At 44.1% G+C, this 25464-nt stretch carries 29 protein-coding genes; 10 read left to right on the top strand and 19 right to left on the bottom strand.

Going from position 1 to position 25464, the window contains the following annotated elements; all coding sequences use genetic code 11:
- Positions 1-84 precede the first annotated feature (84 nt).
- The 4 genes from NDI35_RS05290 to NDI35_RS05275 all read right to left on the bottom strand — a co-directional run bounded on the left by NDI35_RS05290 (position 85) and on the right by NDI35_RS05275 (position 3981).
- Positions 85-1560, bottom strand: a complete 1476-nt coding sequence (locus NDI35_RS05290; RefSeq protein ID WP_445311797.1) for a tetratricopeptide repeat protein — start codon at positions 1558-1560, stop codon at positions 85-87.
- A complete protein-coding gene (locus NDI35_RS05285; protein ID WP_445311796.1) occupies positions 1517-2872 on the bottom strand; it encodes a P-loop NTPase fold protein in 1356 nt (451 codons plus the stop codon). The genes NDI35_RS05290 and NDI35_RS05285 overlap by 44 nt, the downstream gene beginning before the upstream one ends.
- Positions 2873-3052: 180 nt before the next feature.
- Entirely contained in the window at positions 3053-3574 is a 522-nt protein-coding gene (locus NDI35_RS05280; protein WP_445311795.1) for a tetratricopeptide repeat protein, read from the bottom strand.
- 47 nt (positions 3575-3621) lie between these two features.
- The gene (locus tag NDI35_RS05275) at positions 3622-3981 is read right to left on the bottom strand and encodes a single-stranded DNA-binding protein (protein WP_190663675.1); all 360 of its coding nucleotides are present in this window, start codon (positions 3979-3981) and stop codon (positions 3622-3624) included.
- 330 nt (positions 3982-4311) lie between these two features.
- On the opposite strand from NDI35_RS05275, the gene NDI35_RS05270 reads away from it, so the two are divergent.
- The 3 genes from NDI35_RS05270 (at position 4312) to mreD (ending at position 6779) form a co-directional block, all read left to right on the top strand.
- On the top strand, positions 4312-5319 hold the full coding sequence (locus tag NDI35_RS05270) for a rod shape-determining protein (protein ID WP_006632285.1): 1008 nt from the start codon (positions 4312-4314) through the stop codon (positions 5317-5319).
- Between the two features lie 87 nt (positions 5320-5406).
- Positions 5407-6213 carry a rod shape-determining protein MreC gene (mreC, locus tag NDI35_RS05265; RefSeq protein ID WP_445311794.1) on the top strand — a complete coding sequence of 269 codons (807 nt, stop codon included), beginning with the start codon at positions 5407-5409 and terminating at the stop codon, positions 6211-6213.
- The gene (gene mreD / locus NDI35_RS05260; protein WP_445311793.1) at positions 6210-6779 is read left to right on the top strand and encodes a rod shape-determining protein MreD; all 570 of its coding nucleotides are present in this window, start codon (positions 6210-6212) and stop codon (positions 6777-6779) included. The genes mreC and mreD overlap by 4 nt, the downstream gene beginning before the upstream one ends.
- Positions 6780-6880: 101 nt before the next feature.
- Here mreD and NDI35_RS05255 read toward each other — a convergent pair whose 3' ends face one another.
- The gene (locus tag NDI35_RS05255; RefSeq protein ID WP_445311792.1) at positions 6881-7672 is read right to left on the bottom strand and encodes an HAD family hydrolase; all 792 of its coding nucleotides are present in this window, start codon (positions 7670-7672) and stop codon (positions 6881-6883) included.
- Between the two features lie 246 nt (positions 7673-7918).
- Here NDI35_RS05255 and argB point away from each other — a divergent pair, with 246 nt between their 5' ends.
- Positions 7919-8830 (top strand): acetylglutamate kinase, encoded by a 912-nt coding sequence (gene argB / locus NDI35_RS05250; RefSeq protein WP_190663671.1) that lies wholly within the window; start codon positions 7919-7921, stop codon positions 8828-8830.
- A 163-nt stretch (positions 8831-8993) separates the two neighbouring features.
- Positions 8994-9257, top strand: a complete 264-nt coding sequence (locus NDI35_RS05245; RefSeq protein ID WP_445311791.1) for a DUF4926 domain-containing protein — start codon at positions 8994-8996, stop codon at positions 9255-9257.
- A 100-nt stretch (positions 9258-9357) separates the two neighbouring features.
- Here the strand turns inward: NDI35_RS05245 and NDI35_RS05240 are convergent, their stop codons facing one another.
- The 7 genes from NDI35_RS05240 to NDI35_RS05210 form a co-directional block, all read right to left on the bottom strand.
- A complete protein-coding gene (locus NDI35_RS05240; protein WP_445311790.1) occupies positions 9358-9744 on the bottom strand; it encodes a hypothetical protein in 387 nt (128 codons plus the stop codon).
- A 69-nt stretch (positions 9745-9813) separates the two neighbouring features.
- The gene (locus NDI35_RS05235; RefSeq protein ID WP_445311789.1) at positions 9814-10203 is read right to left on the bottom strand and encodes a type II toxin-antitoxin system VapC family toxin; all 390 of its coding nucleotides are present in this window, start codon (positions 10201-10203) and stop codon (positions 9814-9816) included.
- Positions 10200-10538 carry a hypothetical protein gene (locus tag NDI35_RS05230; protein ID WP_445311788.1) on the bottom strand — a complete coding sequence of 113 codons (339 nt, stop codon included), beginning with the start codon at positions 10536-10538 and terminating at the stop codon, positions 10200-10202. Before NDI35_RS05230 ends, NDI35_RS05235 begins: the two co-directional genes overlap by 4 nt.
- 188 nt (positions 10539-10726) lie before the next feature.
- A complete protein-coding gene (locus NDI35_RS05225; protein ID WP_445311787.1) occupies positions 10727-11095 on the bottom strand; it encodes a DUF5615 family PIN-like protein in 369 nt (122 codons plus the stop codon).
- Entirely contained in the window at positions 11095-11319 is a 225-nt protein-coding gene (locus NDI35_RS05220; RefSeq protein WP_190742266.1) for a DUF433 domain-containing protein, read from the bottom strand. Before NDI35_RS05220 ends, NDI35_RS05225 begins: the two co-directional genes overlap by 1 nt.
- 180 nt (positions 11320-11499) lie before the next feature.
- Positions 11500-13854, bottom strand: coding sequence for a dynamin family protein (locus tag NDI35_RS05215; RefSeq protein WP_445311786.1), 2355 nt, complete (start codon positions 13852-13854; stop codon positions 11500-11502).
- Positions 13855-14119: 265 nt separating this feature from the next.
- Positions 14120-14335 (bottom strand): hypothetical protein, encoded by a 216-nt coding sequence (locus NDI35_RS05210; RefSeq protein ID WP_445311785.1) that lies wholly within the window; start codon positions 14333-14335, stop codon positions 14120-14122.
- Between the two features lie 227 nt (positions 14336-14562).
- On the opposite strand from NDI35_RS05210, the gene NDI35_RS05205 reads away from it, so the two are divergent.
- Positions 14563-15066: a helix-turn-helix transcriptional regulator gene (locus NDI35_RS05205; RefSeq protein ID WP_445311784.1), complete on the top strand. Its 504-nt coding sequence runs from the start codon at positions 14563-14565 to the stop codon at positions 15064-15066.
- Between the two features lie 172 nt (positions 15067-15238).
- Entirely contained in the window at positions 15239-17026 is a 1788-nt protein-coding gene (locus NDI35_RS05200) for a cellulose-binding protein (RefSeq protein WP_445311783.1), read from the top strand.
- A 17-nt stretch (positions 17027-17043) separates the two neighbouring features.
- Here NDI35_RS05200 and NDI35_RS05195 read toward each other — a convergent pair whose 3' ends face one another.
- The 4 genes from NDI35_RS05195 to msrA form a co-directional block, all read right to left on the bottom strand.
- Positions 17044-17625 (bottom strand): DUF948 domain-containing protein, encoded by a 582-nt coding sequence (locus tag NDI35_RS05195; RefSeq protein ID WP_445311782.1) that lies wholly within the window; start codon positions 17623-17625, stop codon positions 17044-17046.
- Positions 17626-17662: 37 nt separating this feature from the next.
- On the bottom strand, positions 17663-18004 hold the full coding sequence (locus tag NDI35_RS05190; RefSeq protein ID WP_445311781.1) for a YtxH domain-containing protein: 342 nt from the start codon (positions 18002-18004) through the stop codon (positions 17663-17665).
- A 121-nt stretch (positions 18005-18125) separates the two neighbouring features.
- Positions 18126-18431: a hypothetical protein gene (locus tag NDI35_RS05185; RefSeq protein ID WP_445311780.1), complete on the bottom strand. Its 306-nt coding sequence runs from the start codon at positions 18429-18431 to the stop codon at positions 18126-18128.
- A 176-nt stretch (positions 18432-18607) separates the two neighbouring features.
- Entirely contained in the window at positions 18608-19261 is a 654-nt protein-coding gene (gene msrA / locus NDI35_RS05180) for a peptide-methionine (S)-S-oxide reductase MsrA (RefSeq protein ID WP_190731749.1), read from the bottom strand.
- Between the two features lie 317 nt (positions 19262-19578).
- Here msrA and NDI35_RS05175 point away from each other — a divergent pair, with 317 nt between their 5' ends.
- A complete protein-coding gene (locus NDI35_RS05175) occupies positions 19579-19716 on the top strand; it encodes a hypothetical protein (protein WP_445311779.1) in 138 nt (45 codons plus the stop codon).
- Positions 19717-19839: 123 nt separating this feature from the next.
- On the opposite strand, the gene NDI35_RS05170 is transcribed toward NDI35_RS05175, so the two are convergent.
- Both NDI35_RS05170 and NDI35_RS05165 read right to left on the bottom strand, forming a co-directional pair.
- Complete coding sequence (locus tag NDI35_RS05170; RefSeq protein WP_445311778.1) at positions 19840-20766, bottom strand: DUF6999 family protein; 927 nt, start codon at positions 20764-20766, stop codon at positions 19840-19842.
- Positions 20766-22634, bottom strand: a complete 1869-nt coding sequence (locus tag NDI35_RS05165) for a 3-oxoacyl-[acyl-carrier-protein] synthase III C-terminal domain-containing protein (RefSeq protein ID WP_445311777.1) — start codon at positions 22632-22634, stop codon at positions 20766-20768. The genes NDI35_RS05170 and NDI35_RS05165 overlap by 1 nt, the downstream gene beginning before the upstream one ends.
- On the opposite strand from NDI35_RS05165, the gene NDI35_RS05160 reads away from it, so the two are divergent.
- Together NDI35_RS05160 and NDI35_RS05155 are read left to right on the top strand one after the other, a co-directional pair.
- A complete protein-coding gene (locus NDI35_RS05160) occupies positions 22633-22812 on the top strand; it encodes a hypothetical protein (protein WP_445311776.1) in 180 nt (59 codons plus the stop codon). The two genes, NDI35_RS05165 and NDI35_RS05160, sit on opposite strands and share 2 nt — an antisense overlap.
- A gap of 68 nt (positions 22813-22880) precedes the next feature.
- On the top strand, positions 22881-23897 hold the full coding sequence (locus NDI35_RS05155) for a hypothetical protein (RefSeq protein WP_445311775.1): 1017 nt from the start codon (positions 22881-22883) through the stop codon (positions 23895-23897).
- A 203-nt stretch (positions 23898-24100) separates the two neighbouring features.
- Here NDI35_RS05155 and serS read toward each other — a convergent pair whose 3' ends face one another.
- Complete coding sequence (gene serS, locus NDI35_RS05150) at positions 24101-25381, bottom strand: serine--tRNA ligase (RefSeq protein ID WP_445311774.1); 1281 nt, start codon at positions 25379-25381, stop codon at positions 24101-24103.
- Positions 25382-25464: the final 83 nt, after the last annotated feature.

Raw genomic sequence — 25464 nt, 5'->3', positions numbered from 1 at the left:
TCAGAAACCGGGTTTTTTCCAAAAACAGCGATACACCACCGAAAAGCTGCGAAAAACCCGGTTTCTTAAGTCAGAGTGCATCCATCAATCCCCAGTCATCTGCTGAATCCTAGAAATAATGCGTTTCACTGTCTGCGCGTCGGGCGATCGCAAATGCTGGAAAATGTCCAATGATTGCTGTAAATAATTCAAGGCTGTGTCAAAATCTCTCTTCTTATCTGCTAACAACAGTCCTAACCTTGCGAAAGTATAAGCTTTCCCTTGAACATCGCCAATCTTTTCGTTAAGTTCCAGAGATTGTTCATAAAATGCGATCGCCTTGGCTACTTCCCCTTGATTGGCATAAATTATTGCTAGACAGTGCAAAGTAGCAGCTTTCCCTTCAACATTCCCAATCTTTTCCTCAAGTTCGAGAGATTGTTCATAAAATGCGATCGCCTTGGCTATTTCCCCTTGATTGGCATAAATTCCTGCTAGTTGGTGCAAAGTAGCAGCTTTCCCTTGAACATTCCCAATCTTTTCCTTCAGTTCGAGAGATTGTTCATAAAGTGCGATCGCCTGTTCTACTTCTCCTTGATTGGCATAGATTATTGCTAGACAGTGCAAAGTAGCAGCTTTCCCTTGAACATCGCCAATTTTTTCGTTAAGTTCGAGAGATTGTTGATAAAATGCGATCGCCTCTTTGGGATTTCCCCAATCGTCCTGAATCCATCCTAATTCATGTAAAGTCTTTGCTTTTAAAGATATGAACTCTTCATCATCTTTCGCCAAATATAACGCTTGTTCCAGATAGTATTTTGCAGTTTTATATTCACTCCGGCTGCGATAGGCAACTCCCAACTCATTCAAAACTCTGATGCGAGTTTTCAAATCCCCTGGAGTTTCCTCGCGCCCATTCGAGGGAGTGTATTCAATCAATAACCGTTTTAATAAATCGATCCGTTCCTGCTTTTCCGGCAACTCACAATTGCTAATCCCTTTGCTAGCATCCAGAGTTTGAGAAAACGCATCATCTCTAGTATTTACAGGAGTTTTGAACACAAAAGTCCCCGAATTCCAGGCCCAGAAATCCGGCGCATAATTAGCAACTCGCGTAATCGCATAATCTGGCAAACAAAAAATCATGGGATGCGGCACTTTAACGGGATAAGCATCTCGCACCCAATTAAAATCTACCAGCATTGGCGGATATTCCCCCGTCATCCCGATCGCATTTTCCAATCCCCGCACAATGAAAATCAACTTTTTGTCTGGTTGAACCTTGACTGTTGGCAAAAGCTTCAGAATTTCATCCATCAAAAAGCGCATATCAGGATCGGGAAAATCCCAAATTTCAAACTGCATCTCTTGACAATCGGGATGACTAATTAAAGCCTGAATAATCGCATCTCTATCCCTGGCAAAATTACAGTCTATAAATCCCAAATCAAAGGCATCGTCGGGAACAATATCGACAAACGTCAGCAATTGATCGAAAGACTCTTGATTGAGTTCAACAATCCTTTGCTGGTATATTTCAGGGATTTCCTTGGATTGATGCCAGGGCTTGTTGGAAAGCATAGCTTTGTTTTACGAGTGGGTTGACATAATTCCACCGACTATTGCCGTTGTATTCCAGAACGGAAATATTGAATAATAAAGTTTGTCCGATTTCATCTTTATCAATATCTTTTTTGAGGCAAACTTGCGCTAATATGGTGTAATATTCGGTCGTAGGAGTAGACCTTTCAAAATCAAATTGCTGTTGCTTCAAAGCGTAAGTGACATCTTCTGCCAAAACTTTACTGTGTTTGCGAGTAATGGCTGTGCGAAAAGCCGATCGAGTCGTCTGCATCAATTGTCGCACATGACCGCCACTAGCTTTTGCCAAATCTAGCAACTGTTGTCGATCGTCAAATACGGCACTAACATCAACCCGTTTTTCGATCAAACTGGCAACTCCCTCTAATCTTTGCTGATTGTAATTTAAATCGCACTCACTGCGATTAAATTCATAAATATTCACCATTGGCACGATGTTGGGATTACCAAACAAATTGCTGACATTTTTATAGGAATAAATTACCGAAATCGGCACTGTATAGATAATTGTACAGTCTAGTTCTTGGAGTTGAGGAGCGTAATCAAAAAACAAATGATTGGCAACATTGGGAGGAATCCGGTCTAAGTTATCAACAATCACCAAAAATCCTTTTTGATAGCGGTCGGGATATTTTCGTCTCAGCTTCTCAAAAGCATCTTTCAATAACAAATTAATATCTGTTTGCAAGCGGGACAAATTACGCTGAAGAGTTTCCCGAATTACTTTTTTTTGTTGACTAGAACCTTTGATTTGACCGAGCAATTTGGCTGTCAACTTATAAATAAAGGGAATTTCTGCGCCTGCACTTGCTTCAGTTTCGATGCTAACGGAAGATTGAACAGTTTCTTCTGTTTCTTTAGTGACTTCTTTAAACCACGATTCAAAACGATCTAAAAGTTTGGGGTCAAACTTCAATCGTAATTTAGTTAAATCATCAGCTACTTTGTTGATAAACAGCAAATATAAATCGGTATATTCTGCATCAAGAACATCTAGTTCCTGATCGAATTCTATGTAAATCACCCGATAGTCATTTTCCCAACGCGATTGAATGCGTTTTAACTCTGTACTTTTGCCGCATCCCCGATGCCCGGTAAACAAAATTGTGTTAAATTCTCCCGGTTCTTGAAGATCCAAATCCGTGCTAACATCCTCGATCGCCACTGTATTCCGTACTGCGGACAAATCCACATAATATCGGGCAATATCATCGCCCGTTAGAGGCTTGACATCGCAAGCGCGGTAAGCTTCTTTGAGTGTTTTGGCGCGGTTGGGTGGGAGTGAAGTCATCGGATTCTAGATTGTAGATTGTAGATGGAACCCACAGCTTATAGCGATCGCGGACGATCGGGATGTGGAGCTTTTTAACTCCTATGTTAACTCACATCTCGCACTATACTCAAGAACTAGCGATCGCTACCAACCGACCACAGAAACAGGGTTTTTTCGCGAATCCACTTCCAAAAATGATTAATAACTAAGAAATAAGCCGCCTAAAATTAGCCCGATCGCAATTAACGCCACCCAGATAAACCTATTATCTTTCGTATTAACCTGACTCAAATCTACAGGCTCTGGTACGATTGGCTTGGGTTTAGCGTACTTGATATCAGGTTTTGGATTAGCTTGAAAACTGATTGATTGATTTTCATCTAAAGCTGCCAAATCAGGGATTTTCACCATCCATTCAGGAGGGATAGTGAGTTTGGGAGCTTCGAGAATGAACAGCAAGCGCTTTGCTTGTTGGCGGGTTTCTTGGCGGGGATGGCGGGTGAGTTGCCGACAAAGCTCGATCGCCCTTTCTGTGTTGCCAGAGGCTTCGTAGGCTGTCACTAGCCACATCTGCACCTCACCGCCCAACCGCGAATTTCGATCGACTAAACCGGTAGCTGTTTCTAAACTTTGCACAGCTTGAGCATACCGGCCACTCTCAAAAGCTACTTGCCCAGCTTGGTACTCAGTTTGAACAATTTCTAACTTTTCTGAAGTCACAAGCACCCACCCAATTCACAAATATTAGTTCCCAAATTCCCCAAACGCTAGAATTCGCTGTTGTGTTGCGACATACCCGACTCGTTGTCGCGTTTGGAACCCAGCAAGTCTAAATGGTCTACCTTAATTACCGGCTTCGAGCGATTTGAACCCGTATTGCGGTCTTGCCAGCGATCGAACTTCAAAGAGCCTGTGACGCCAATTAGAGAGCCTTTGCGAACGTAGTCAGCAGCAATCTGCGCTGTTTTGCCCCAGATTTCCAGATTGAACCAGTCTGGTTGATCGCTGTTCTTGGTTCTGCGGTTCACTGCCAGCGTCAAACTACACTTAACTGTACCCGACTCAAAATACTTCACGTCCGGGTCGCCGCCGACGCGGCCTACTAAAGTCACAACATTAAGACTCATAAACTTTTTTGGGAATGTGGTCGATCGGTGATGTAGTTAAACAGTCCACACGCGCATTAGCCTCCAAACTGAACTTGGAACAACGCTTGTGAGGCTTCATCCTGATTGTACACCCAGTTAGCAGAACATATTGATAGTGGATGATTGGCAAGTCTGCGCTCAACCTGAGCTCGACAATGTACATTTCTGACTAGACTCAGGATGAAAAACGTAATAGAATCCACCTCGGTTACACTTTTGTAACAACATTATTGCACACAATAGTATTTTAGTTTTTGGGGGGGGTACGAATCAGTGGGTCTTCTCAATCGATTTTCGTTATCTAGAGATATGGGTATCGACCTCGGTACTGCTAACACGCTCGTTTATGTATCGGGCAAAGGAATTGTTCTGCAGGAACCTTCTGTAGTGGCGATCGACCAAGATTTAAAAATACCGCTGGCTGTTGGAGAAGAAGCCAAAAAAATGCTCGGCCGCACGCCAGGGAATGTCATAGCACTGCGCCCGCTTCGCGACGGGGTAATTGCAGACTTCGATACGGCAGAACTGATGCTCAAGACTTTTATCCGCAGGGTTCACGAAGGCCGAAGCTTAGTTTCGCCGCGGATAATTATTGGCATCCCCAGCGGTGTCACCGGAGTCGAGAGGCGTGCTGTCATTGAGGCGGCGACTCAGGCTGGTGCTAGAGAAGTACGGTTAATTGATGAACCCATCGCTGCGGCGATCGGGGCTGGACTGCCTGTTGCTGAGGCGACTGGCAATATGATTATAGATATAGGCGGAGGTACGACGGAAGTTGCGGTATTGAGTTTGCAAGGTACGGTGATCAGTGAGTCTGTGCGGGTAGCCGGCGATGAACTCAATGAGGCGATCGTCCAATACATGAAAAAAGTTCACAATTTGGTCATCGGCGAACGCACTGCTGAAGAGATTAAGATTCAGGTGGGTTCTGCATATCCAACTCCAGAGGATGACGACGTAATGATGGAAGTGCGGGGCTTGCACTTACTGTCTGGTTTGCCGCGAACTGTTACTATCAAAGGCCCAGAAATTCGCGAAAGTATGTCGGAACCGCTTTCAGTAATTGTGGAAGCTGTCAAGCGTACTTTGGAACGCACCCCCCCGGAATTAGCAGCAGATATTATTGACAGGGGAATTATGCTGGCTGGTGGTGGCGCGCTGATGAAAGGTTTAGATACTCTGATCAGTCACGAAACAGGAATTGTCACTCACGTGGCAGCAGATCCTTTGTGCTGCGTGGTTTTGGGAACTGGTAGGGTATTGGAAAACAAACAGTTGGAACGGGTTTTCAGCGGGCAGTCGTCGCGTAATATGTAGTTAACAAATTTGGGATTGTGGATTTAGAAATACGGCTGCAATCTCAAATCTAAAATCCTGAGATAACAATTTTAGATTACTGAAATTATGCTAAAAAATACATTCCGAAAGTGGTGGGATCTGCGACTGCCAATTGCTCTTTTAGGTTTAGCTGTAACTGCCGCTTGGGGAGTTCGGCAAACACAAGGTGCGGCAGTATTTGAAGTTTACAATTGGGTGACTCGTCCGTTTCACGCCAACGGTTCTGGGCAAGAGGAACTTATCTCGGCGCGCACTCAAGAATTGCAAGCGCAGGTATTAGAATTAGAAAATCAAAATCAGAAGCTAAAAGAGCTTTTAGGTTACGTTTCGGCTAAGAAACCAGCAGGGATTGTAGCTCCTATTGTCGGTCGCAGCGCCGACCACTGGTGGCAGCAAGTAACCTTGGGGCGCGGCAGTAACGATGGCATCAAAACAGATTTTACGGTGATGGGCCCCGGCGGTTTAGTAGGCAGGGTGGTCAGCGTTACTCCTAATACTAGCTTGGTGCTGTTAGTCAGCGACGCTACGAGTCAATTGGGTGTGGGAATTACCCGCAGTCGCCACATGGGTTTTATGCGCGGGAAAGGCGGAAATCAGGCTGTGATGGAGTTTTTTGAGAATGTTCCCAATGTCAAGCCTGGGGATGTGGTTTCAACTTCTTCTTACAGTCAGTTGTTCCCTCCTGGTTTGCCGGTGGGAAAAGTGGTTTCGGTGGATATGAATAAAACTCCGGCTCCAGAAGCTGTGGTTGAGTTCTCAGCACCGATGAGTGCTCTGGAATGGGCGGTGGTTTACCCCCACTCTAAGCAAGTCGAACCAAAGGATTCGTCGAGTCAATCTTCTGCACCATCTGAGGGAACACAGCAACAATGAAAGCTTTATCTCGGATGTCTTCGCCGCGATCGCGCCAATTTCTCAACTTCGCAGTTACATTTCTATCTGTGATGCTGTGCATACTGATATTGCCCACTCGGATGCCGGGAATGGAATTGCTCGGAATTGGACCGAACTGGCTGTTAATTTGGTTGGTAGCTTGGAGTATTAAGCGGAAACGTACAGTTTGGGGAGCTGCTAGCATGGGCTTGGTTTTGGGGTTTCTTCAAGATGCGATGACGGCTCCTCATCCCTCCCATGCTGTCAGTCTAGTTGTTGTAGGAGTCTTAACAGTTGTTTTGCAAAAAACCTGGTCGATTCCGGTAGATATTGTTGAGAGAGATCCGATTCCGATCGCGCTAATTGTGTTTGGGATGGCGGTGGTAGCGGAAACGGTGATGGGGCTGCAATTTTTTTCTATGGGCGATCGGGCTTTACTGGAAATTTGGAGCTATCACCAGCGAGTGGCTTTGTGTTCTGCTATTCTTAGCAGTCTTTGGGCTCCGGTGATTTATTTCCCGCTCAATCGCTTGTGGGAAATGACCAGGAATGTAGAAAAATCTTAGTCATTAGTCATTAGTCATTAGTCAACAGTCATCAGTCATTCGTTAACAGTTAACAGTCAACAGTCATTCGTTAACAGTCAACAGTCAACAGTTAACTGTAGTCATTCTACTATTACTTGTTGGCCGGAACCTAATAAGTGATTAACGGCAATAATCAAGTTGCTGAGAATGAAATTAGGCTGGTGCTTTTGGAGTTGATAGCGGCTGCGAATGCCGCAGGTAACGGCAATTGTAGGTATTCCCAATGCTTTTCCTGCGAGGATGTCTGCTTCTGTATCTCCGATCATCCAAGCCGAACCCAGCGATGACTCAAATTCTTCTGCAACTTCAGCCAACAATTCAGTTTTTAAGGCTGTATAGTTGTGATAGGCGGCATCCGCCATCTGAGTTCCGCGAATGCTGGTAAACAGTCTGGCTAAACCGTAATTTTGTAACAGTTGAACGGCTTGATTTCTCGGCCGCAGGGTGACTAAAATCAGCCGCACGCCGCGGGAGTGCAGAAGTCCGATCGCCCATTGCACTCCCGGCTGGATGCGATCTAAGTGCAACAAGTCTGGCTGATTGACAATCCGACTCACGCATCCGAGAAAAACGTGAATTTCTTCTCCCGACAAGCCGGAACTTTTGGCTATTTCAGCATCGGGCACTCGGTTTTGTTTCATTTGCCAAAACTGCTGTTTGCTGAGGATTTGGAGGTTGAGGTTGATTCCCCTAGTAACATAAGCTGCTTTAGTGTCGGCCAATCCCTGTTGATAGGTGGCGTAGTAGCGATCGGACACATCGACTATGGGCCCGTCTAAATCGCAAAATACCGTCATCCGGGGGGACGAGTCAGCCTCTGATGGTAGCTTGTAGTGAGGGTTTTCGGAGTCTTGGGCCACAGCAGTTAACATAAAACGTTAAGTAAATCTAGGGAGTTATACATTTCTTGACTGTAGCAAAAAATGTATAAGTTATAATACATAAATTTTAATGCTTTTATTAAAAAAACCTATGAATTTTTTGAGGATGGGGTTCAATAAGGGCGATCGAGCCTGCGCGTGGATAAATTCAAGGGAAAAAGTGATTTTTGTGGCTGTTAATATGTGCTTTAGCCATTAAAGTTTAGAATTAAGTTTTTAGTCTTTTGTAATTTACCCATGCTCAAACAAAGCGATTTTGTTAGGAATTCGGACACTAATCGAGTAGAGGTGCTGTCCGAAGCACTGCCTTACATTCAACACTTTGCCGGTCGCACAATTGTGGTCAAATATGGCGGTGCGGCGATGAAAGATAGCAATCTCAAAGACAAGGTGGTTCGGGATATTGTGCTGCTAGCTTGCGTGGGGATGCGTCCGGTTGTGGTTCACGGCGGCGGGCCGGAAATTAATATTTGGCTGGAAAAATTGGGAATTGAGCCGCAATTTAAAGATGGTTTGCGGGTGACTGATGCGGCGACAATGGAAGTTGTAGAAATGGTTTTGGTGGGGAAAGTAAATAAGGAAATTGTTTCGTTAATCAACCAAGCTGGCGGCAAAGCAGTGGGATTGTGCGGCAAAGATGCCAATCTGATTCAAGCTCGTCCAGATGGCCGGGAAGGAATTGGGTTTGTTGGTGAAGTCAGCGGCGTGAAAATCCAGATTTTGGAGTCTTTGGTGAACAGCGGTTATATTCCGGTGGTGTCGAGCGTGGCGGCGGATGAAAAAGGTCAATCTTACAATATTAATGCTGACACAGTGGCTGGGGAAATTGCGGCTGGTTTGGGAGCAGAAAAGTTGATTTTGATGACAGATACGGCGGGAATTTTGGAGGATTATCACAAGCCAGAGAGTCTGATTGCTAAGTTAGATATTCAGGAAGCGAGACAGTTGGTTGAGTCGGGAGTTGTTTCTGGGGGGATGATTCCGAAAGTTAATTGTTGTGTGCGGAGTTTGGCTCAGGGTGTGAATGGTGCTCACATTATTGACGGTCGAATTCCTCATGCTTTGCTGCAAGAAATATTTACGGATGCGGGGATTGGGTCGATGATTGTGGCTTCTGAGTTTAGTAGCGCGAACTTAAGGCCTAAGTAATCGGTAAATCCTAGCGTGGGGAGGGCGGGTGCGTGAAAGGGGTAAACTCGCTGCGATTGCGTATATCCTAACTAAACCTGCCCCTAAAAACCTTGAGAAGGTATTTCTGGGGAATTACTTGAACTAATTCTAACCGTTGTTGGATTTCAGCTTTTGTTAAACTATGATCAAACACTTTAGAGTTTTGGATTCTGTTGCGATTCTCAAGCCGATTTTAAATACGCGATTAGCGCTAGTGGAACCAGAATACGCATCTATTTCTAGTTTGCCAGTTGGACTTGTGGGAACTATTATTGAAGTGTATGATACGGAAAAGGAATGTCAGTATTTAGTGGAGTTTGCTGATACTCAAGGGAGTGAATATGCTATGGCTATGTTGAAAGCTGATGAAATTTTAGTTCTGCAATATGAACTTGCAGTTGCTTAGTAATGTGAGGAGAATAGAAGTTCGATAAGGGCGATCGCACTTGGGGAAGGAAAGGGCGATCGCACTTTGAAAAAGCAACAATTGCGCTACGCCCAAGACATTATGAGACTGCTTTGAGGTATGGCGTTACAGGCTTCAAATCGATGTCATCGTTGTCAGTCAGTATTTTAAATAAATGACGTGGGATGCCGGCTGCCATCAAAACTTCCAAATCGCGATCGAGCTTTGACAAGTCTTCATAGATACCCACAAACTGACTTACGCAAGCTAAAGATGAATCTTTCGGGTCATTCACTCCCGTGTATTTGTACTGAATATCAAAACCTGCTTTTTCGCCAATTTCTTCGATATCCCAGTCTACAAGATTAATATCTATCGCTTCAACGGCTAGGGCAATATGACCGGGCGGTATGGGGTCAAGAGGCTCGCAGCACCAACCCTCAGAATGGTTCCAGACACTTTGACCAACTGATTCTCGAATTTTCATGTATTTTCCCTCACTGAAAGTAGCAGCGCAACCAGGCTTTGCGGCCGGGGCGAAGGCATTTTTTACCGGTCACTGAAGAGTCTGTACATCAGGATATGCCAGAATTTTTGCATCAGCAGTTAGTAAGGGACACCCGCAAATCCTCGCAGTTGCCACAATGATTTGATCTGCTGGATCGCGGTGAAAACCTGTGAGTTTAGTTGACTCGACAATGATGGGAATGGTGAGTTCGAGTAGCTGCACTCCGGGATAAGCCAAAGCTTGTTTTAACCACTCATCAACTGTAACGGACAAAGTAAGTCTTCCCATTTCTACTAATTTAGCAACCTCCCAACAAGAAATGATGCTGATTCCTAAACCTTGAGATTGATATTGTTGTATCAAGTCCCGATGTTTCTGAGTCAGTCGTGTGTTATCGTCAACCCACCAAACCCATATATGAGTATCTAGTACAATCATTGTAACACTTCCCAATCTTCCAAGGAAACCGCAGGTTCAAACGGCTCATCATAGCCACTGACAGTGCCTCGCAAAGGATATAGAAAAGTATTTTTCATGGTTTCATTTACCAAATTTAGATAGCTAATGAATTCTCGATATCCATCCAATTCTGTTTGTTCTTCGGGAGTGAGATTTGATGCTTGTTGTTGAGCTGTTAAAGTTTGAATTCGTTCCTGGGTTTGAATAGAAGCGCTAAATATTAAGAGTCCGTTGACCAACTCAATGCGGACAGAACCTTCGCTGGGCAAGCTGTTGGGTAAGTGAGGCAGCTTGATGGGCAAATTAGCAATCATGGCATTAATTGACTGTATTTGATGTTGATTTTTTAATTATACCGATCGCTCTGTTAAATTTGACAGTTGTTGCCATGCTGAAATTATAGAGCGATCGCCCTTTTGGAAGAAAAGGCCGATCGCACTTTGGGAAAAAAGGGCGATCGCTCTTTTTGTTGTTTGGGGAAAAGGGATCTCGCTATCAATTTTTACTCTCGAATGCGAATTCTGTAAACTTCTACCAGTAGTAATTTACCTCGATAATGCTCCTCACTATCGTGCAATGATAAGTATTCTGTTAGCCTTGCCATCAACTGAGGAATAATTTCAGGGTGATTTCTCAGTTGAATATAAATGATTCCTTGATATGAACTTGGCGGATAAGTCACAATATCTGCGAAGTCTCCATTCAGAGAAACAAGTATGGCATTTAATTCCTGAGCTTTGGCAATGACAATAGTATCTGGAGATTCAATTGGGATGTAATCTCCCAATACAAAAACTTCATGATCGGTATCACGAAGTATTTGAATAACAGACTTAGGAACGCATTGATCGATGAACAATCTTAAACTCATTAGGCAACTGTTTCAAAATCCGACAAATCGCGAGCATAATCAAGACAAGCAGCTATCTGTTCTTTGGTGATATCTGGAAACTCGTCGATGATTTGTTCTACAGTGTTATTTGATGCTAAATATCCTAAAATCAGACCAACGGGAATTCTAGTCCCTTTGATTCTTGGTTTACCTCGCAGTACATCGGGGGTACTAACGATATGTTCTCTCCAGTTTACAGGCATAACTTGTCCTTTCTGAATCTGATAAGTTATATTATCTAATCTGACAAGTTATATTTTAACTTAAGGAATGGCGATCGCCCTTTGGGATTTGACATGGGAAAGGCGATCGCGCTTTTGGTTATTAGGGGGAAAAGGCCGATCGCACTTTGGGAAAAAAGGGCGATCGTACTTTCTCTAACTTTACTTAACTGGCTTCCAACTATTGAGTGATTCCCGAATCGAACTTAATTGACTGAGGTACTCAATAAGCTTGGCTTTTTGATTCTCAAGACGAGCCAGAATTTCCGGCGCTTCTGCTTCTTTCGTTTCCCGTTCCTTCAAAACGCGATCGAAGTCATTTTGAAACCTGTTGATATAATCATTGATTTGCCGTTCTGCACTTCGGAAATCAGCTTCCACCTGTTTTCCAATGACTCGCTCTAACAGTTTTTTATTTCTAGTTGTCTGCTCATCTATTTTGCGGTCGATCGAATCTAATGTTTGGCGTAAATCAACTTCAAAGAAGGAGCGATTTTCCGTTACAGGAACATCAGCATGATAGACTTCATCTGAATTGCAACAGCGACTTTTTCTCCCTGTTTCTTTCTTGCTAGTTCCGACAACTACTGCTAATTGGACATCTTTAATCCGTGCATCAATTCCGGGAAAATCAAAGCTGGGAAATTGAATCGGGTTGATGTTTAGTTTCACCTGCAAAGCATCGCCCAGATAAGCCGACAGTTCATCTGAGATTTTTTGGATATCTTTTTGAATTATTTTGGCTAACTCTTTGCGAATATTTGTTCCATCTCGAACAAGCTCATCTTGAGTATCTATCCACCAATTATGAATGTGTGGCGCACAAAACTCATTGATAGTTTCAACAATTTTCCCAGCTTCTGCCTTCGTTTTACACCGGATAATGCACGGATCGAACTCTTCACTATCAACAATCTGTTCAGAGGCAGAGGTACTGAAAGCTTGTGGAATAGACTCACCCAGTATATCCAACAAGGATGCACCTAACTTAAAGACTCTCCCTAGGCTTTGACCAAAGCCAGGGATTAATTCTAATACGGCTTCTCCCATGTCTCCTACTCTTTGTCCCCAGCCTATATTATCAGATGTTGCTGGTGGTAGTTGACGACTTTGTTGAGTTTTTTTTGGCTTTGGAGAGTTGGCGGAACGAGACTTTGCAATTTTATCTATCTCACTGGCTATCTGAGCTTTAGCCTCATTAGCAAATGTGTTAATGCCTTGACTAAATCCTTTGATTAGTGTTTGCTTCTGTTCCTCTACAGTTTTCTTTACAGATTCAATGTTCGTCCTCGCATTCTCCGAACGTCTTCTGTAGTCTTCTACTTTTTCTTTTAGGGCTTCAATTCCCATTTTCCAACCCCTAATCTGTGTATTCTGAGTATCCTCAATTGCCTTAGCAGCTTTATCAAGTTCTGCCACCACCTCACTCAATAAATTCCAGCCTGAATTTTGCGTAATCCTTTGAATGACTGTTTCTTGAATGCTCGGAATACCGCTATCTTGCAAAGCTCTTGGTGCAATCTCTTCAGGTAAAGGAATTACTCTCCTACCTTTTTCATCTCTCTCAGCATATTTGGCACTAAAGAAATCCTCAAAATCTTTTATCTCCTTGTCAGTTGCTTTTCCTTGCTGAATCAGTTTCGCTAGAAGTCCTTGTCGAGAACTAGCAGGGTAAATAACTGGATTGCAAAAGCCAAAGCCAACTAACTCTCGCTCTAAATCTTTAATGACATCAGCAATTTCTTTGTCTCTCTCTGTTTTTTGGTCAACTTTATTCAAAATAAAGTAAATTTTTCCCGTGTTCTCAGCTATAAAATCCTTACGATTTTCAACAACATCCTTAAACAAATCAGCAACTGCATTATCTTTGTAGGAAGCGTAGTTTAAAATAAACAGAATTGCATTGCAGGTTCGCAGTGCTTCTAATGCTGTCTGCTTCAGTTCATTTATGTTGAAGTTTGCAGACTCCCACTCATTAGGGCCGGGAGTATCAACTAAGGTAAAGCCTGTGAGAGAAGATAATTGGCTAATTGCTTCAATCGGATGCTCTATCTCAAAACGTGTAGTGTTATCAGGATTGCCTTTTTCTCGGATTTCACGGGTACGTAGCAGGAATTTTTGCTGAATTTCGCCAGCGTCACCCTCAACAAGAATGACTGGTTTTCTTTCTCCTTCTCGATACTCTAAAAGTTTAGGAGTTTCGCCTGGTTGAATGTGTCGGACATCTGTACGGCAGATAGTACAGGCGGCCGTTTCACTCGCCAGCACATCAGCACCGATGATAGAATTTAAGAAGGTGCTTTTGCCAGCTTTCATTGCTGCTATGACGGCTACTTGATATTTCTGATCTTGCAAAGCCTTTAAAGCTTTGTTAATTTCATCTTCAATGCTTTGTAGCCCTTGATTTTCATCTCCCTGAATGCGGAGTCCGTCACGGAATTCTTTGAGATATTTTAAGAGGAAAGTGCCTGTACTGTAAATGCTGGTGTATGCTGCTTGAAATTCTTGAGAAGACATAAGTTAATAATCTTGATTGAATAAAATATGAGAACAGACACAAAGATAATTGCCTGAGCGTTTCCAGTCGGTTTTAACTGAGATATTGCACCATTCTCAATAAGCCTTTTACGGACGGGCAGGATGCCCATCCCACAAGAAATTCACTCTTTGTGGAACGGACGGGCAGGATGCCCATCCCACAAGAAATTCACTCTTTGTGGAACGGGCATCTTGCCCGTTATTGACAATGGTGCAAACTGAAGTCCCTGGCGCGAGTCAATATTTAGTCGTCAGAAAGAGCCTTGCTAATCCCGTAAAATGCCAAACCTGCTAATGCACCTACGGCTATACCAACGGGGCCAGCAGCAGCACCCATACCAGCACCTCCACCAACAGCACCAATTGCCGTAAAACCAGAAGCAGCTACCACACCAGCACCTGCGGCAGCACCCGCAGCAGCGGAACCTGCCGCTTTCGCTATTTCATCACTTTTAGCCATTGAAATACCTCTGTTTAAGGAACAAAAACTAACTTTTTGACTAACAAAAGTTAACTAAACAGGCAAAATTTGAAATATCGCGATCGCACTTTTCCGCTTTTCTAAGTATTTGCACCTAGACAATTAGTCGGTAATTTAATCCTAGACTACCTATTGTTAGCAAACAACTAACAAACGCTAGCAATTTCGGTTATGCTATCGTTAGCCACATCTCACCACACCCGAAAATGGCCTCAAAGGAAGACTTATTTGCCGAAGCCGCCAAACACTGGGACTTAGAAAGGCTGTACCAAGCTTTTGCAGAAGCTAAACGGCAAATCTCACCTCGATCGCGCAGGGGACTAACAGAAACAGAAAAACTTTACCTCCGAGGATTGCTTTCCGGTTGCAGTCCCGCCGAAATCGCCCGCCAACTGTTTCAGAGTTCCAAAAGTGCAGAGGTTTATTTATGTAAAACTTTATACCAATATGTTAAAAAAATCGCAGATGTACCTAACGAACCTGTAGGAAATTGGCGCAATATTTGCGATCGGCTAGAAGAAGCTGGATATAAAACTCAGTCGTCTGTGAAAGCTAAATTAAGTAGTTCTTTACCGATAGATGCTTTAGTAAAAATAGTTGATATGGGTTTTGAAAATCAAAATACACTAACAATAGACATCAACATCAGATTAGAATTTCCCTCAACTTCAGAAACTACGAAAAGCGAAGACTTGGATAAAGACGGTTAGATGGGCGATCGCACTTGGGGACAGAAAGGGATCTCGCCCCTCCACTGAGAGGCAAAAATGTTAATAATCTTATAGCTGATAGTTTGAGAACGAACTTTTTGATAAAATATCAAAATTAAAACTGACCGCACCCGCTTCGATTTTACCTAAAACAATCAAATTAGTCAAATTTATGTCTCGATTAAGTATCAGGTCGAACAAAAAAGCTCTGGGCTTTGTGCTGGGTTTCTTAATTTTTGTCATTTTTATTCCCGGATGTTGGGCTTTAACAACTAATACTGCTCCCACACCAGTACGGCAAGTAAATAACACAGTAGCGGTGCGGGCAAATGTACAAAATACATCAAATTCTAGCTCTTCTTTAGGAGTTGGGCTTAATGGTATTGCTGACTACTCCACACAATTACCCTTTTTAGATGCTTTCAAATCTTCTAGACAATGGATAACTCAATGCGTCAGCGGACAACCAAACTGTAAAGGTGAATGGGATACAGATGAGTATAGTCTTTTAAATCTTGATGAAAATGGGTGGGTGAAGTCTCTGCCATCGCCCGAAGATGCTCCTAAATATACTAGGGTAAGTACCCTATTACTTAGGGAAATCCCCAATCGCTATCCTTCAGGGCAATATATTGTTACTTATGAGGGTGAAGGTGCGATCGAATATAGCTTTGATGCCAAAAAAGATGAGGCTGCGTCGAAACCAGGCAGGGATATCATTAATGTAGACGCCACACAAGGCGGAGGCATAATGATTATAATTACCGCTACCGATCCCAAGAAAACAGGGAACTATATCCGCAATATTAAAGTTGTTCACTCTCAAGATGAACAGCTTTATCAAAGGGGTGAAATATTTAATCCGCTGTTTATAGACAAGATTAAAAAATTTAGAGTTTTGCGTTTTATGGACTGGATGGGGACAAATGGTTCCGAACAAAAAGACTGGTCAAACCGACCTAAACCAGAGAGTGTATCCTATTCTTACCGAGGAAATGTTCCCATAGAAGTTATGGTGAATTTATCTAACAAAGTCAAAGCAGAACCCTGGTTTAATATGCCACATCAGGCTACGGATGAATATATGACTAACTTTGCTAAAATGGTCAAAGATAGTTTAGATCCCAAGCTGAAAGTTAATGTAGAGTATTCTAATGAGGTTTGGAATTGGTCATTTGCCCAATCGAATTATGCTTTGAAACAAGGTAAAGCGAGGTGGGGAGATAAAGGCGATGCTTTTATGCAATGGCACGGAATGCGTAGTGCTCAAATGTGCGATATCTGGAAAGGCGTATTTGGGGATCAAAAGAATCGAGTTGTCTGCGTGTTAGGAACTCAAAGAGCTTGGAGAGAGTTAGGAAATTATGCTTTAGATTGTCCCTATTGGGTAGCTGAGGGCAATAAACCTTGTTATCAACACGGTATAGATGCCTATGCTATAGCGGGATATTTTAGTGGCAACTTGGGCGGGAAAGAAGGTGTCAGCACAGTAGAATCTTGGTTGAATGACCCCGATGGCGGGTTTGGCAAAGCTTTTAAGCAATTAAAAGAGGGCGGGTTACTGCCGGGATTAAAAGATAGTTTGTCCGATGTGGATAATGACTTTAAGTATTTCTTAGATGTGGCTCAAAAAAAAGGTCTCAAGTTATTTGTTTATGAGGGGGGTCAACATATTGTAGGTATTGAAGGAGTTCAGGATAACGAAAAACTGACCAAGTTTTTTATGGAATTAAATAGGCGTCCAGAAATGTATGATATGTACACCCAATTACTGAATAGTTGGAAACAAGCTGGAGGCACTCTTTTCATGCACTTTGTGGACGTGGGTAAATTTACTAAGTGGGGAAGTTGGGGGGCTTTGGAGTATGTGGAACAAAAGGGTTCGCCTAAGTATGATGCTTTGATGGATTTTATTGATAAGAATCCTTGCTGGTGGGATGGCTGTGCTCTGGAGGGATAATGAGGAATTGGGTGCAATCAAGAATCGTTCGATCGCACTTCCTCAAAATCTTCAGCATCCCCCGGCAAACCCGAACCCTCGCTACTCCTCAACCGGGGCGATTCCCCATTACTCGCACCCGCACCGTAAACCCCAGAATACCTATCCTCCAAACCCGAATCCCTTAGCGAAAGCGCACTTCTTTGACTCGGCGACAATCTCTCTGTTGACCGGCGATTTGTCCCAGAAATCGGCGGCTTCCGAGTTAAAGTTTTCCAAGCAGCCTTAATCCCAGTCACCACGCTGCGAGTAGTTACCTGCACATTTTGCGCCTGCTTTTTGGCGCTACCAATACTTCGATCGACCTGTTTGACAACCTCGCCCGCACTTTGTACTCCCTCGCTGACATCATCCGTCAACTCGCTAATTTCCAGCCCCGTCAACCGAATCGCCTCCAAAGTGGGCGGAAATTCGCGAGAAAGCGTGTCAGCGAGCTTTTCCACGCTGCGGGCCGCCCTGGCCAGCGCTTGCACCGCAGGTATTAAAGTCACTAAAACAGCAGTCAGGCTAACTGCCACTAGCAAAATCGAAAGTCCTAGCCAAAATATGGGATCACTCACTTGAATCTGGGATTGGGGGTTTAAGATTTCAGGTCATTTAGCGGATGGGAGGGCGCGACGGGGGACTCACTTCAGCTTCACTTTCCGACAGTGTTTGGCGTTCCCGCTGAGTCGCTTCCAAACCGGCGGCGATCGCCTCTTTGAGTCTAATCAAAGTTTCGTCCCAATTTCGGATTGCAGTTTCAGAAAGTCGATCGGCCTGCAACTGCACGCTAGTCGATAAATCTTCCGCCAACTCCGGCAAAGCATCGGCCGATTTTTTCAATATCTGCCGCGTCTCCTTGCCCGGTCGCGGTGCCATCAGCAAGCCAGTCACGGCCCCGATCGCAGAACCCACAAGCAAACCGCCAATAAAGAATCCTGAACGTTTAGTTGACATTTTTATAACTTCTCTCCATACACCAATTTTAGGGGCGTTTGCCCGATCGCACCCCTTTGCAAAGGTAGAAATATTGTTGACAATCCTAGAGAGTCAGCAGGGGCGACAGTTTTAGGATAGCTTACCTCAAAGGTCGAGCGCGCCTGGACCAAAGCATCCGTCCCAAACCTAGCAATCCCAAAAGTTGCTGAACCTGTTGCAGTTGCAATTCCAGTTGTTGATAACGCCGTCGCAGTTGGCGGGTACCTTGCTGCCTTTTACCAAGGAAATCCGGCGAGGTGCTGAGGACCTTGCTGCTGGTGCGTTCCATAGCTGCGAGCCGCATTTCCAAACGTGCGATCGTCCGCCTGATTTTCCACACCCTCGCAGCGATATAAAAACAGACTACAGATATTAGTATATTGATAATTACAACAGCATTCAGCATTTATTACCTATTTTCAACTATTACTAACATATTCCGCTTTTTGTGGCGGGCTAGGAGCAACGACCTACCAGATATATTGTAGGGAGACAACATTGTTGTGTCCTGATCTATGTTTTAAGGACACAACAATGTTTTGTCCTGAACTATGTGTTCCTATCCCTAAGCTGGGTTCATTTTTAAGCCTGAGACATAGCAGGCAAACAAACCTTAGTACCGCCCAAGCCGCAATAACCGTTCGGGTTTTTAGCAAGATACTGCTGATGATAGCTTTCTGCGTAATAAAACTCAGGAGCATCAATAATTTCAGTGGTAATCTTGCCGTAACCGGCCGCAGTCAAAGCCTGCTGGTAAGCATCGCGCGAAGCTTCAGCTAGCTGCTTTTGGCTGGCTGAATACGTGTAAATTCCCGATCGGTACTGAGTACCCGAATCATTACCCTGACGCATTCCTTGAGTAGGATTGTGACTTTCCCAAAAAACTTTGAGCAGCGTTTCGTAACTAATTACTTTGGGATCGAACACAACCAGAACTACTTCATTATGTCCCGTCATCCCGCTGCAAACTTCGTTGTAAGTAGGATTCGGAGTAATCCCGGCCGCGTAGCCAACAGCCGTCGAAAAAACTCCATTTTGTTGCCAAAATTTGCGTTCTGCTCCCCAAAAACAGCCCAGGCCAAACAAGGCAGTCTCCATGCCGTTTGGAAAGGGAGGTTTGAGCGGATTGCCGTTAACAAAGTGAGTTGCCGGTACCGACATCGACTCTGCCCGCCCCGGCAAGGCCTCTTGGGGAGAGGGCAGGCTCGACTTTTTGCCAAATCCAAATAGCACCATAAGTTTGTGAGGGGATCTCTGATAAACGTCTTTACCTTACTTAATAATATCAGATGTATACTGAAAAGAGTGGCCCTCTTAAAGGTAGAAGGTAAAAACCAGAAGGCCGATTTTTTTTACGGAAGGTTTTTGGTGATACTGCTCACTGCCAACGCAGTTTTAAATCACATTAGGTAGTGTTCTATGTCACCAAAACACACCTAAAATATCACCTATTGTTGAGTTGTAAATCACGCGGATTTTAGGCAAAATATCCGATTATTAAAGGTATGGTGTTGTAGTAGTTATTCAATACCATTTATTGGGAGTGTGTAGAAATGGGCGCTAAACCTTGCAGTCAACCTTTAAAATCTAATCCGTTTATTACTTACCGCGACCCAATTACAGGCAAGTGGATTGTGGTAAATCAGACTGTGCCCAAAGCAGTAGAACAAGCACAGCTAGCAACAGCTTGAGTTTTCCTATTGATTTTTGACATAAAAATTAACCATTCTTTCAAACTTCAGGACTTACGCAAAAAGTTATTGGACGCGCTCCTTATATTCGTAAGGTGCTTACGTTGCACTTACATAAGCACCTTACTTTGAAACATTTCTCATCTCTTTTTGCAGTTCCAAATACCGATAGAGATATTCCGAAACTATTCCGTGCAAAAACAAGTCGCGTGCCGCATTAAACGGACTATTTGGCGCTAGCGGATGGCGATTGACAATTACATGATTCCAGTCGCAATTTCCGGTAATCTCGCTGACATAGAGTCCGAAGTTTTCATCTAACTGAAGCGACATCACTGCTCGCGCAAATTCGTCGCTAGTCAAACACAAAGAATAAAAAACTTTAAACAATTCGATCGCCGATTCTAAATCCAGAATGTTGAGCCATCTGCGTTTTTCAAAATCTATAGCAACTTCTACTGGTTGAATGCTATCATAATTTATTTCCCGTTTTTTCACGACTTGCAACCAGTTAGGATTTGTCAGCATTGCCTGGTTGTAATCCCAGACAAAGTTATAGAGAATTAAGTCGTGTTCGAGAAACGCATTGTTAGCTAAATCGCTAACAGTGCGCGGATAAAGCTTTGACTTTTCTATCTGGGTGTCGGGGCCGTTGTCAATCAAGAAGTTGATAATGTTGGAGCCGATGCAGATGTGTCGGACAATTAAATAACAAGCTTCGGGCGAGACAAAATTATTTAGGAAAAATGCAGCCGATTTGTGCATTAAAGTGTAAGCGCGAAATTGAAATGGCAACAGGCGCTTTGTTGTCATAATTACCGCCAGCAACAAGTTAGCAATTACTTTGATGGGAATGAGTAAATAATTGCGAGTCCAGTTTCGCAAATCCCGCATCATGTATGCTTTTGCGACTAAATCTACGGGAATAGCTCGATCGCAAAACAGCACATCCCAAACATTCGGATCTCGGCGGTTGTAGGGTTTGGTAGCGTAAGGGATTTTTCGCTCATCTGGGAGATTTTCGGTATCTTGTTTTTGCAGCTTTTGCATTAGCGAATTTCCTCCAATTGCAGCAAATATAAACGAGCAGTAACGCGAGCGGTTTTGACAATGCGGCGGGCAATATCATCTGTCATCCATTCGGCATTAATCAAATTTTCCAGTTTGGCTAAATGCGACTCGTCATTAGATCCGTGGTACGCTAAAAACGATACTTGTTCATCTTGCAAACCGAGAGTTTCTTGAATTTGTTTGGCCCACTTTCCCGCCAACTGATTTCCCAATCCTTCGATAATAAACATACTGCCAATTAAATCAACCGGATTTTCCCGCGATGCTTGGTGGAAGATAAAAGCTGATAGTGCTTCGCTGCCAATATTCTTATCATATTCCACAATTTTTGCCAATTCACCGCCCACAGAAACATAATTTTGTTCAAGCATTTGATAGTCGCGGTGTTCGTCTTGGGCATGGCCGATAAAAGTCGATCGCAGGCGAAAGTCAATCATGTTAGAAGCAGCGCGAGCAATCCAGCGAGCTCCCTCTACAACTTGTGGCCGGAGATTGCACAGCAAAGCTTGATAATCTTCTATTGTAAACTCTCCCCGGTACAATTTGCGGACAATGGGAACGGAACGAATTTCGCGATCGAACTTCAGCCAAATCCCTGCTAACTCCCGCAACAAATAAGCTTGCGGAGAGTTGGGGTGTTCGGGTTTAGCGCTTTCGAGAGGCGAAGCTTCGGGAACCTCATGAAAGTTAGAAATTTGAGAACTCATAGGCTTATGGGTATTTTCCACAGCAGTTAACATCATGTATGCCGTTGTAAACCGGCCGCTTTCCGGCACGAAACAAAAGATTTTCTGTCCCGGTTGCAACTTGCCAGAATTGAACAATTCTTCTAACATTAAATAAATCGAGGCACAACCTGTATTTCCCCGTGTGTATAAGTTGGTAAACCATTTTTCTTCAGGAATCATGCAGCCTGCTTGTTCCAGAAGTTCTACAATTTGCCCCCGGAAAAAGTGAGACGAATAGTGGCACAGCAGCCAGTCGATTTCCTGCGGACAAACTCTCCCGGTTTTAATCAACCGCAGCCAACCTTCAACGCCTAATTTCATTACATTGTCCAGCAAGCGAATATTTTGCCGCAAGTCAAAAGCTCCCGCTGTGGCTGCATCAAGGTAGGAGGAATAATCCAACCAGCTTTTAGTGGATGTTTCGTTGGCTAATCCTGAATACATACAAACAGGATAAGCATTGGCGTGAGAAACGAGTTCAATCCATTCTATTTTTAAGCTAATTCCTGTCGCGCTGGGATGGTTTTGGAGCAACAATGCTCCCGCACCGTCGGAAAGCATCCAGCGCAGAAATTCTGTATCGAAAGGCAGGGATTTTCCCGCTTGCACTGAAGTCTCTGCTTCAAATTTGGTGTTTTTGAACAGGCGCGAGGGAAATTCGGAAGCGACGGCAATGGCGGTTTGTTTTTTGCCGAGTTCGATTTGAGATGTGGCGTAATTTAAAGCACTAACTCCGGCACAGCAAACTCCTTGAGTTGAAACTATTTCTAGGGGAGATAATTCGGAAAGTTCCCCGTGTACTGTGCTGGCAAATCCCGGTACTAATAAGTCTGGTAAAGTGGTAGCGCAGGCCAATAAGTCGATCGCCCCTGGTTCCAGATTTGACTGAGAAATCGCGTCACGGACGGCAAACGCTGCCATTTGGCTGTTAGAATATAGTGTTTGCTGCTGTTTGTCGATCGCGTAGTAGCGCTGTTGAATGCCGTTGCTGTTGAGAATTCGCTGCCTGACTCTCGAAGGGCGCGAGGCAATTTTGCCGAGATATTCTTCCATCTCATCATTATTAATTGGTTCTCCCGGCAAAAATTTTCCCATCCGATTGATATAAGCACTGTACATGGCGTCAACCTCCAAAGTTGCTAATTTACTCGGGTTCGTTGCTTTGTTAAATCAAGCCAGAAAATATCTAAAATTGATGGTGCTTTGTGAAGCCGTGAACTTGCAAGGAGGAAGCAGCTATCTTGTAGAGTCGCTGGAAATCAGGCAAGTTGAGCAACAGCGGCAACAAGTTACCTGAAGCGGGGTGAAGTTTTATGTAATTGAGCCAATATGTAACTAGAGTTCCTTCGCAGCTTCCCGACTGAAATGGATATTGCAAAACTAGATACTTGGTATTCTCCTTCTCAACGCCGCACGGCTGTTTCGCTGTTGATGAAACGAGTAGGCGTAACTCGCACTAGGGCTGAATGCTTTATCAGGCTTTGGGTTTACTTATCGGTGAAACAGCTTCAGGAAAGCCAGCCCCGTCTCAAACCACCGCTGGCGAAACTGGAAGTGCCAGCAACAGAAGTGCAGTGCACTCACCGGGAAGCCGCCGAACTATTTTACTGCGATTCCGATCGCGGGAGCGATCGCGCCGCCGGAATGATGTTAGATAAATTAGCAGCACTCGGATTAATCGCAAAACACTTTGATGGTAACGCTACGGCAATTCAAATTCAACCAGTTTCAGAAATTTTAGATACCGCCGAACCTCAAAAGCCTGTACAACTCCAATTAGATGATTTCAACCCTCGGTGCGACGCGATTCCCGTTGCCAATTTATTAGCCACCAATTACAACTGGATGAACCGAAACACTAACGCCGTTCCCCACAAAATTGCTAAAATCCTCCGGCTTTTTGCCAGTCAATACTCAAAAGGAATGCGAGTTTTGCGCCGCTCAGATAATCTAAATCCAGTCGGATTTTACTTACTTTATCCCACAGCTAGCGAATCTGAAGTTAATTTTTTTAATGCTGCTAGTAAAGGGCTTCATTTAAGTTCTATTTCCGATATCGATCCTTTCAAGATGGCGCTACCAGGAGATCTAAATTGCCAGTCAGTATTTGTCCGCAGTTGGATGATCGATCCGCAGTATTTGTCAGAATACCGCATTGCTTTTCTCGAAGACTCACAAAAAGTTTTAGGCGAAATGCAAACAGATTTTCCCAATCTTTGCGACTTGTACACGCTAATGATTCACCCCATGTACGAAAAACTGTGCCTGGCTTTGGGATTTCAGAAGACTAGCAGTGATAGTCAGTTATCTGTTTATTGGATGTATCTAGCATTGGATAGATTTTTAGCCCTGGACATTAAGGAAGCACTGCTCAAACTGTAATAGATATCTGGTAAACAGCCAGCCAAGGGCAGGCAGGATGCCTACACCACAATAGTTTTACTCGTTACTCGTTACCAGGCAGAGCCTGGTAACGGAGATCCACAGGCTCTGCCTGCAATTTTCGCAAGCAAGCGAGGCAGAGCCTCTGTACATCGGTTCCCAGGCAGAGCCTGGGCAACCAGTTAATCGCCGAATTATCTTGTCTATAAAACTTCCCGTCCCAAATAGGGTTGTAAGGCTTCCGGCACTTTTACAGTTCCGTCGGGCTGCTGGTAATTCTCCAAAATTGCTGCCATTGTCCGACCCACAGCTAAACCGGAACCGTTCAGCGCGTGAACGAATTGAGTGCCTTTTTTACCCGCTTCTTTAAAGCGAATATTTGCCCGTCGCGCCTGAAAATCTGCGACGTTGGAACAACTGGAAATCTCGCGGTATTTGCCCGCCGATGGCAGCCACACCTCTAAATCGTAGGTTTTGGCGGCCGCGAAACCCAAGTCGCCGGTACATAGCGCGATCGCCCGATAAGGCAATTTCAGCGCCTGCAAAACTCCCTCAGCATCCTGCACTAACTTTTCGTGCTCTGCCTCGGAGGTACTCGGATGCACGAGTTTTACCAATTCAACTTTATTAAATTGGTGCAATCGAATTAATCCCCGCGTATCTTTGCCGTAACTGCCAGCTTCGCGGCGAAAACAAGGAGTGTAAGAACAGTGATAAATTGGCAACTGTTCTGCTGTTAATATTTCACCTCTGTACAAATTGACAACCGGAACTTCGGAAGTAGGAATTAACCATAAATCATCTTGGTCGCACTTGAAACTTTCTTCAGCAAATTTGGGTAATTGACCCGTAGCTGTGAGGGATTCAGTGTTAACTAAAAATGGGGGAATTACTTCTACATAACCGGCTTTTGTGTGGCGGTCGAGCATGAATTGAATAATCGCTCTTTCCAGGGCTGCCCCGGCTCCCATTAAGCTCACAAAGCGGGGCTGAGCGATTTTTACTGCCCGTTCAAAGTTGATAATTCCTAATTTTTCGCCGATTTCCCAGTGCGGTAAAATACCGGAATTTTGGGGAATGTATTCGTCTCCCCAGCGCCGGATTTCGACGTTTTCCTCTTCATTTTTGCCGATCGGCGTTGACGGACTCGGCAAGTTTGGCAGCGGTAGCAATAAAGCTTCTATTTGAGCTTTTAGCTCTTTTTCCTGTGCTTGCAGTTCGTTCGACTCGGTGCCGACTGCGTTGCCTTCTGCCTGCAGTTCCTGAATTTCGGGAGATTCGAGGGGTAAACCCGATTTTCTTTTTTGACCGATGAGTTTGGCAATTTCGTTGCTGCGGGCTTGTAGTTGCGATCGCTTGCCCTCCAACTCCCGCTGCTGTTTGTCTAATTGCAAAATCGGCTCGATTTCATAGTTACCTCCGCGCAGGTTGAGGCTTTCCTGCACGGCTTGCGGGTTTTCTCGGATTAATTTGAGGTCTAGCACAGATTTATTCTAAATCTTAAATTTTAGATCGGCTGGGACAGAACGAGATGATATAGAAGCTTTGTTAATCATTGGCAGATTGA

This window comes from Microcoleus vaginatus FACHB-2002 (genome assembly GCF_040004035.1).
Taxonomy (GTDB): Bacteria; Cyanobacteriota; Cyanobacteriia; order Cyanobacteriales; family Microcoleaceae; genus Microcoleus; species Microcoleus vaginatus_C.
Note: the sequence above shows the minus strand (reverse complement) of the source record. Positions and strands in the feature narration are given on the sequence as shown.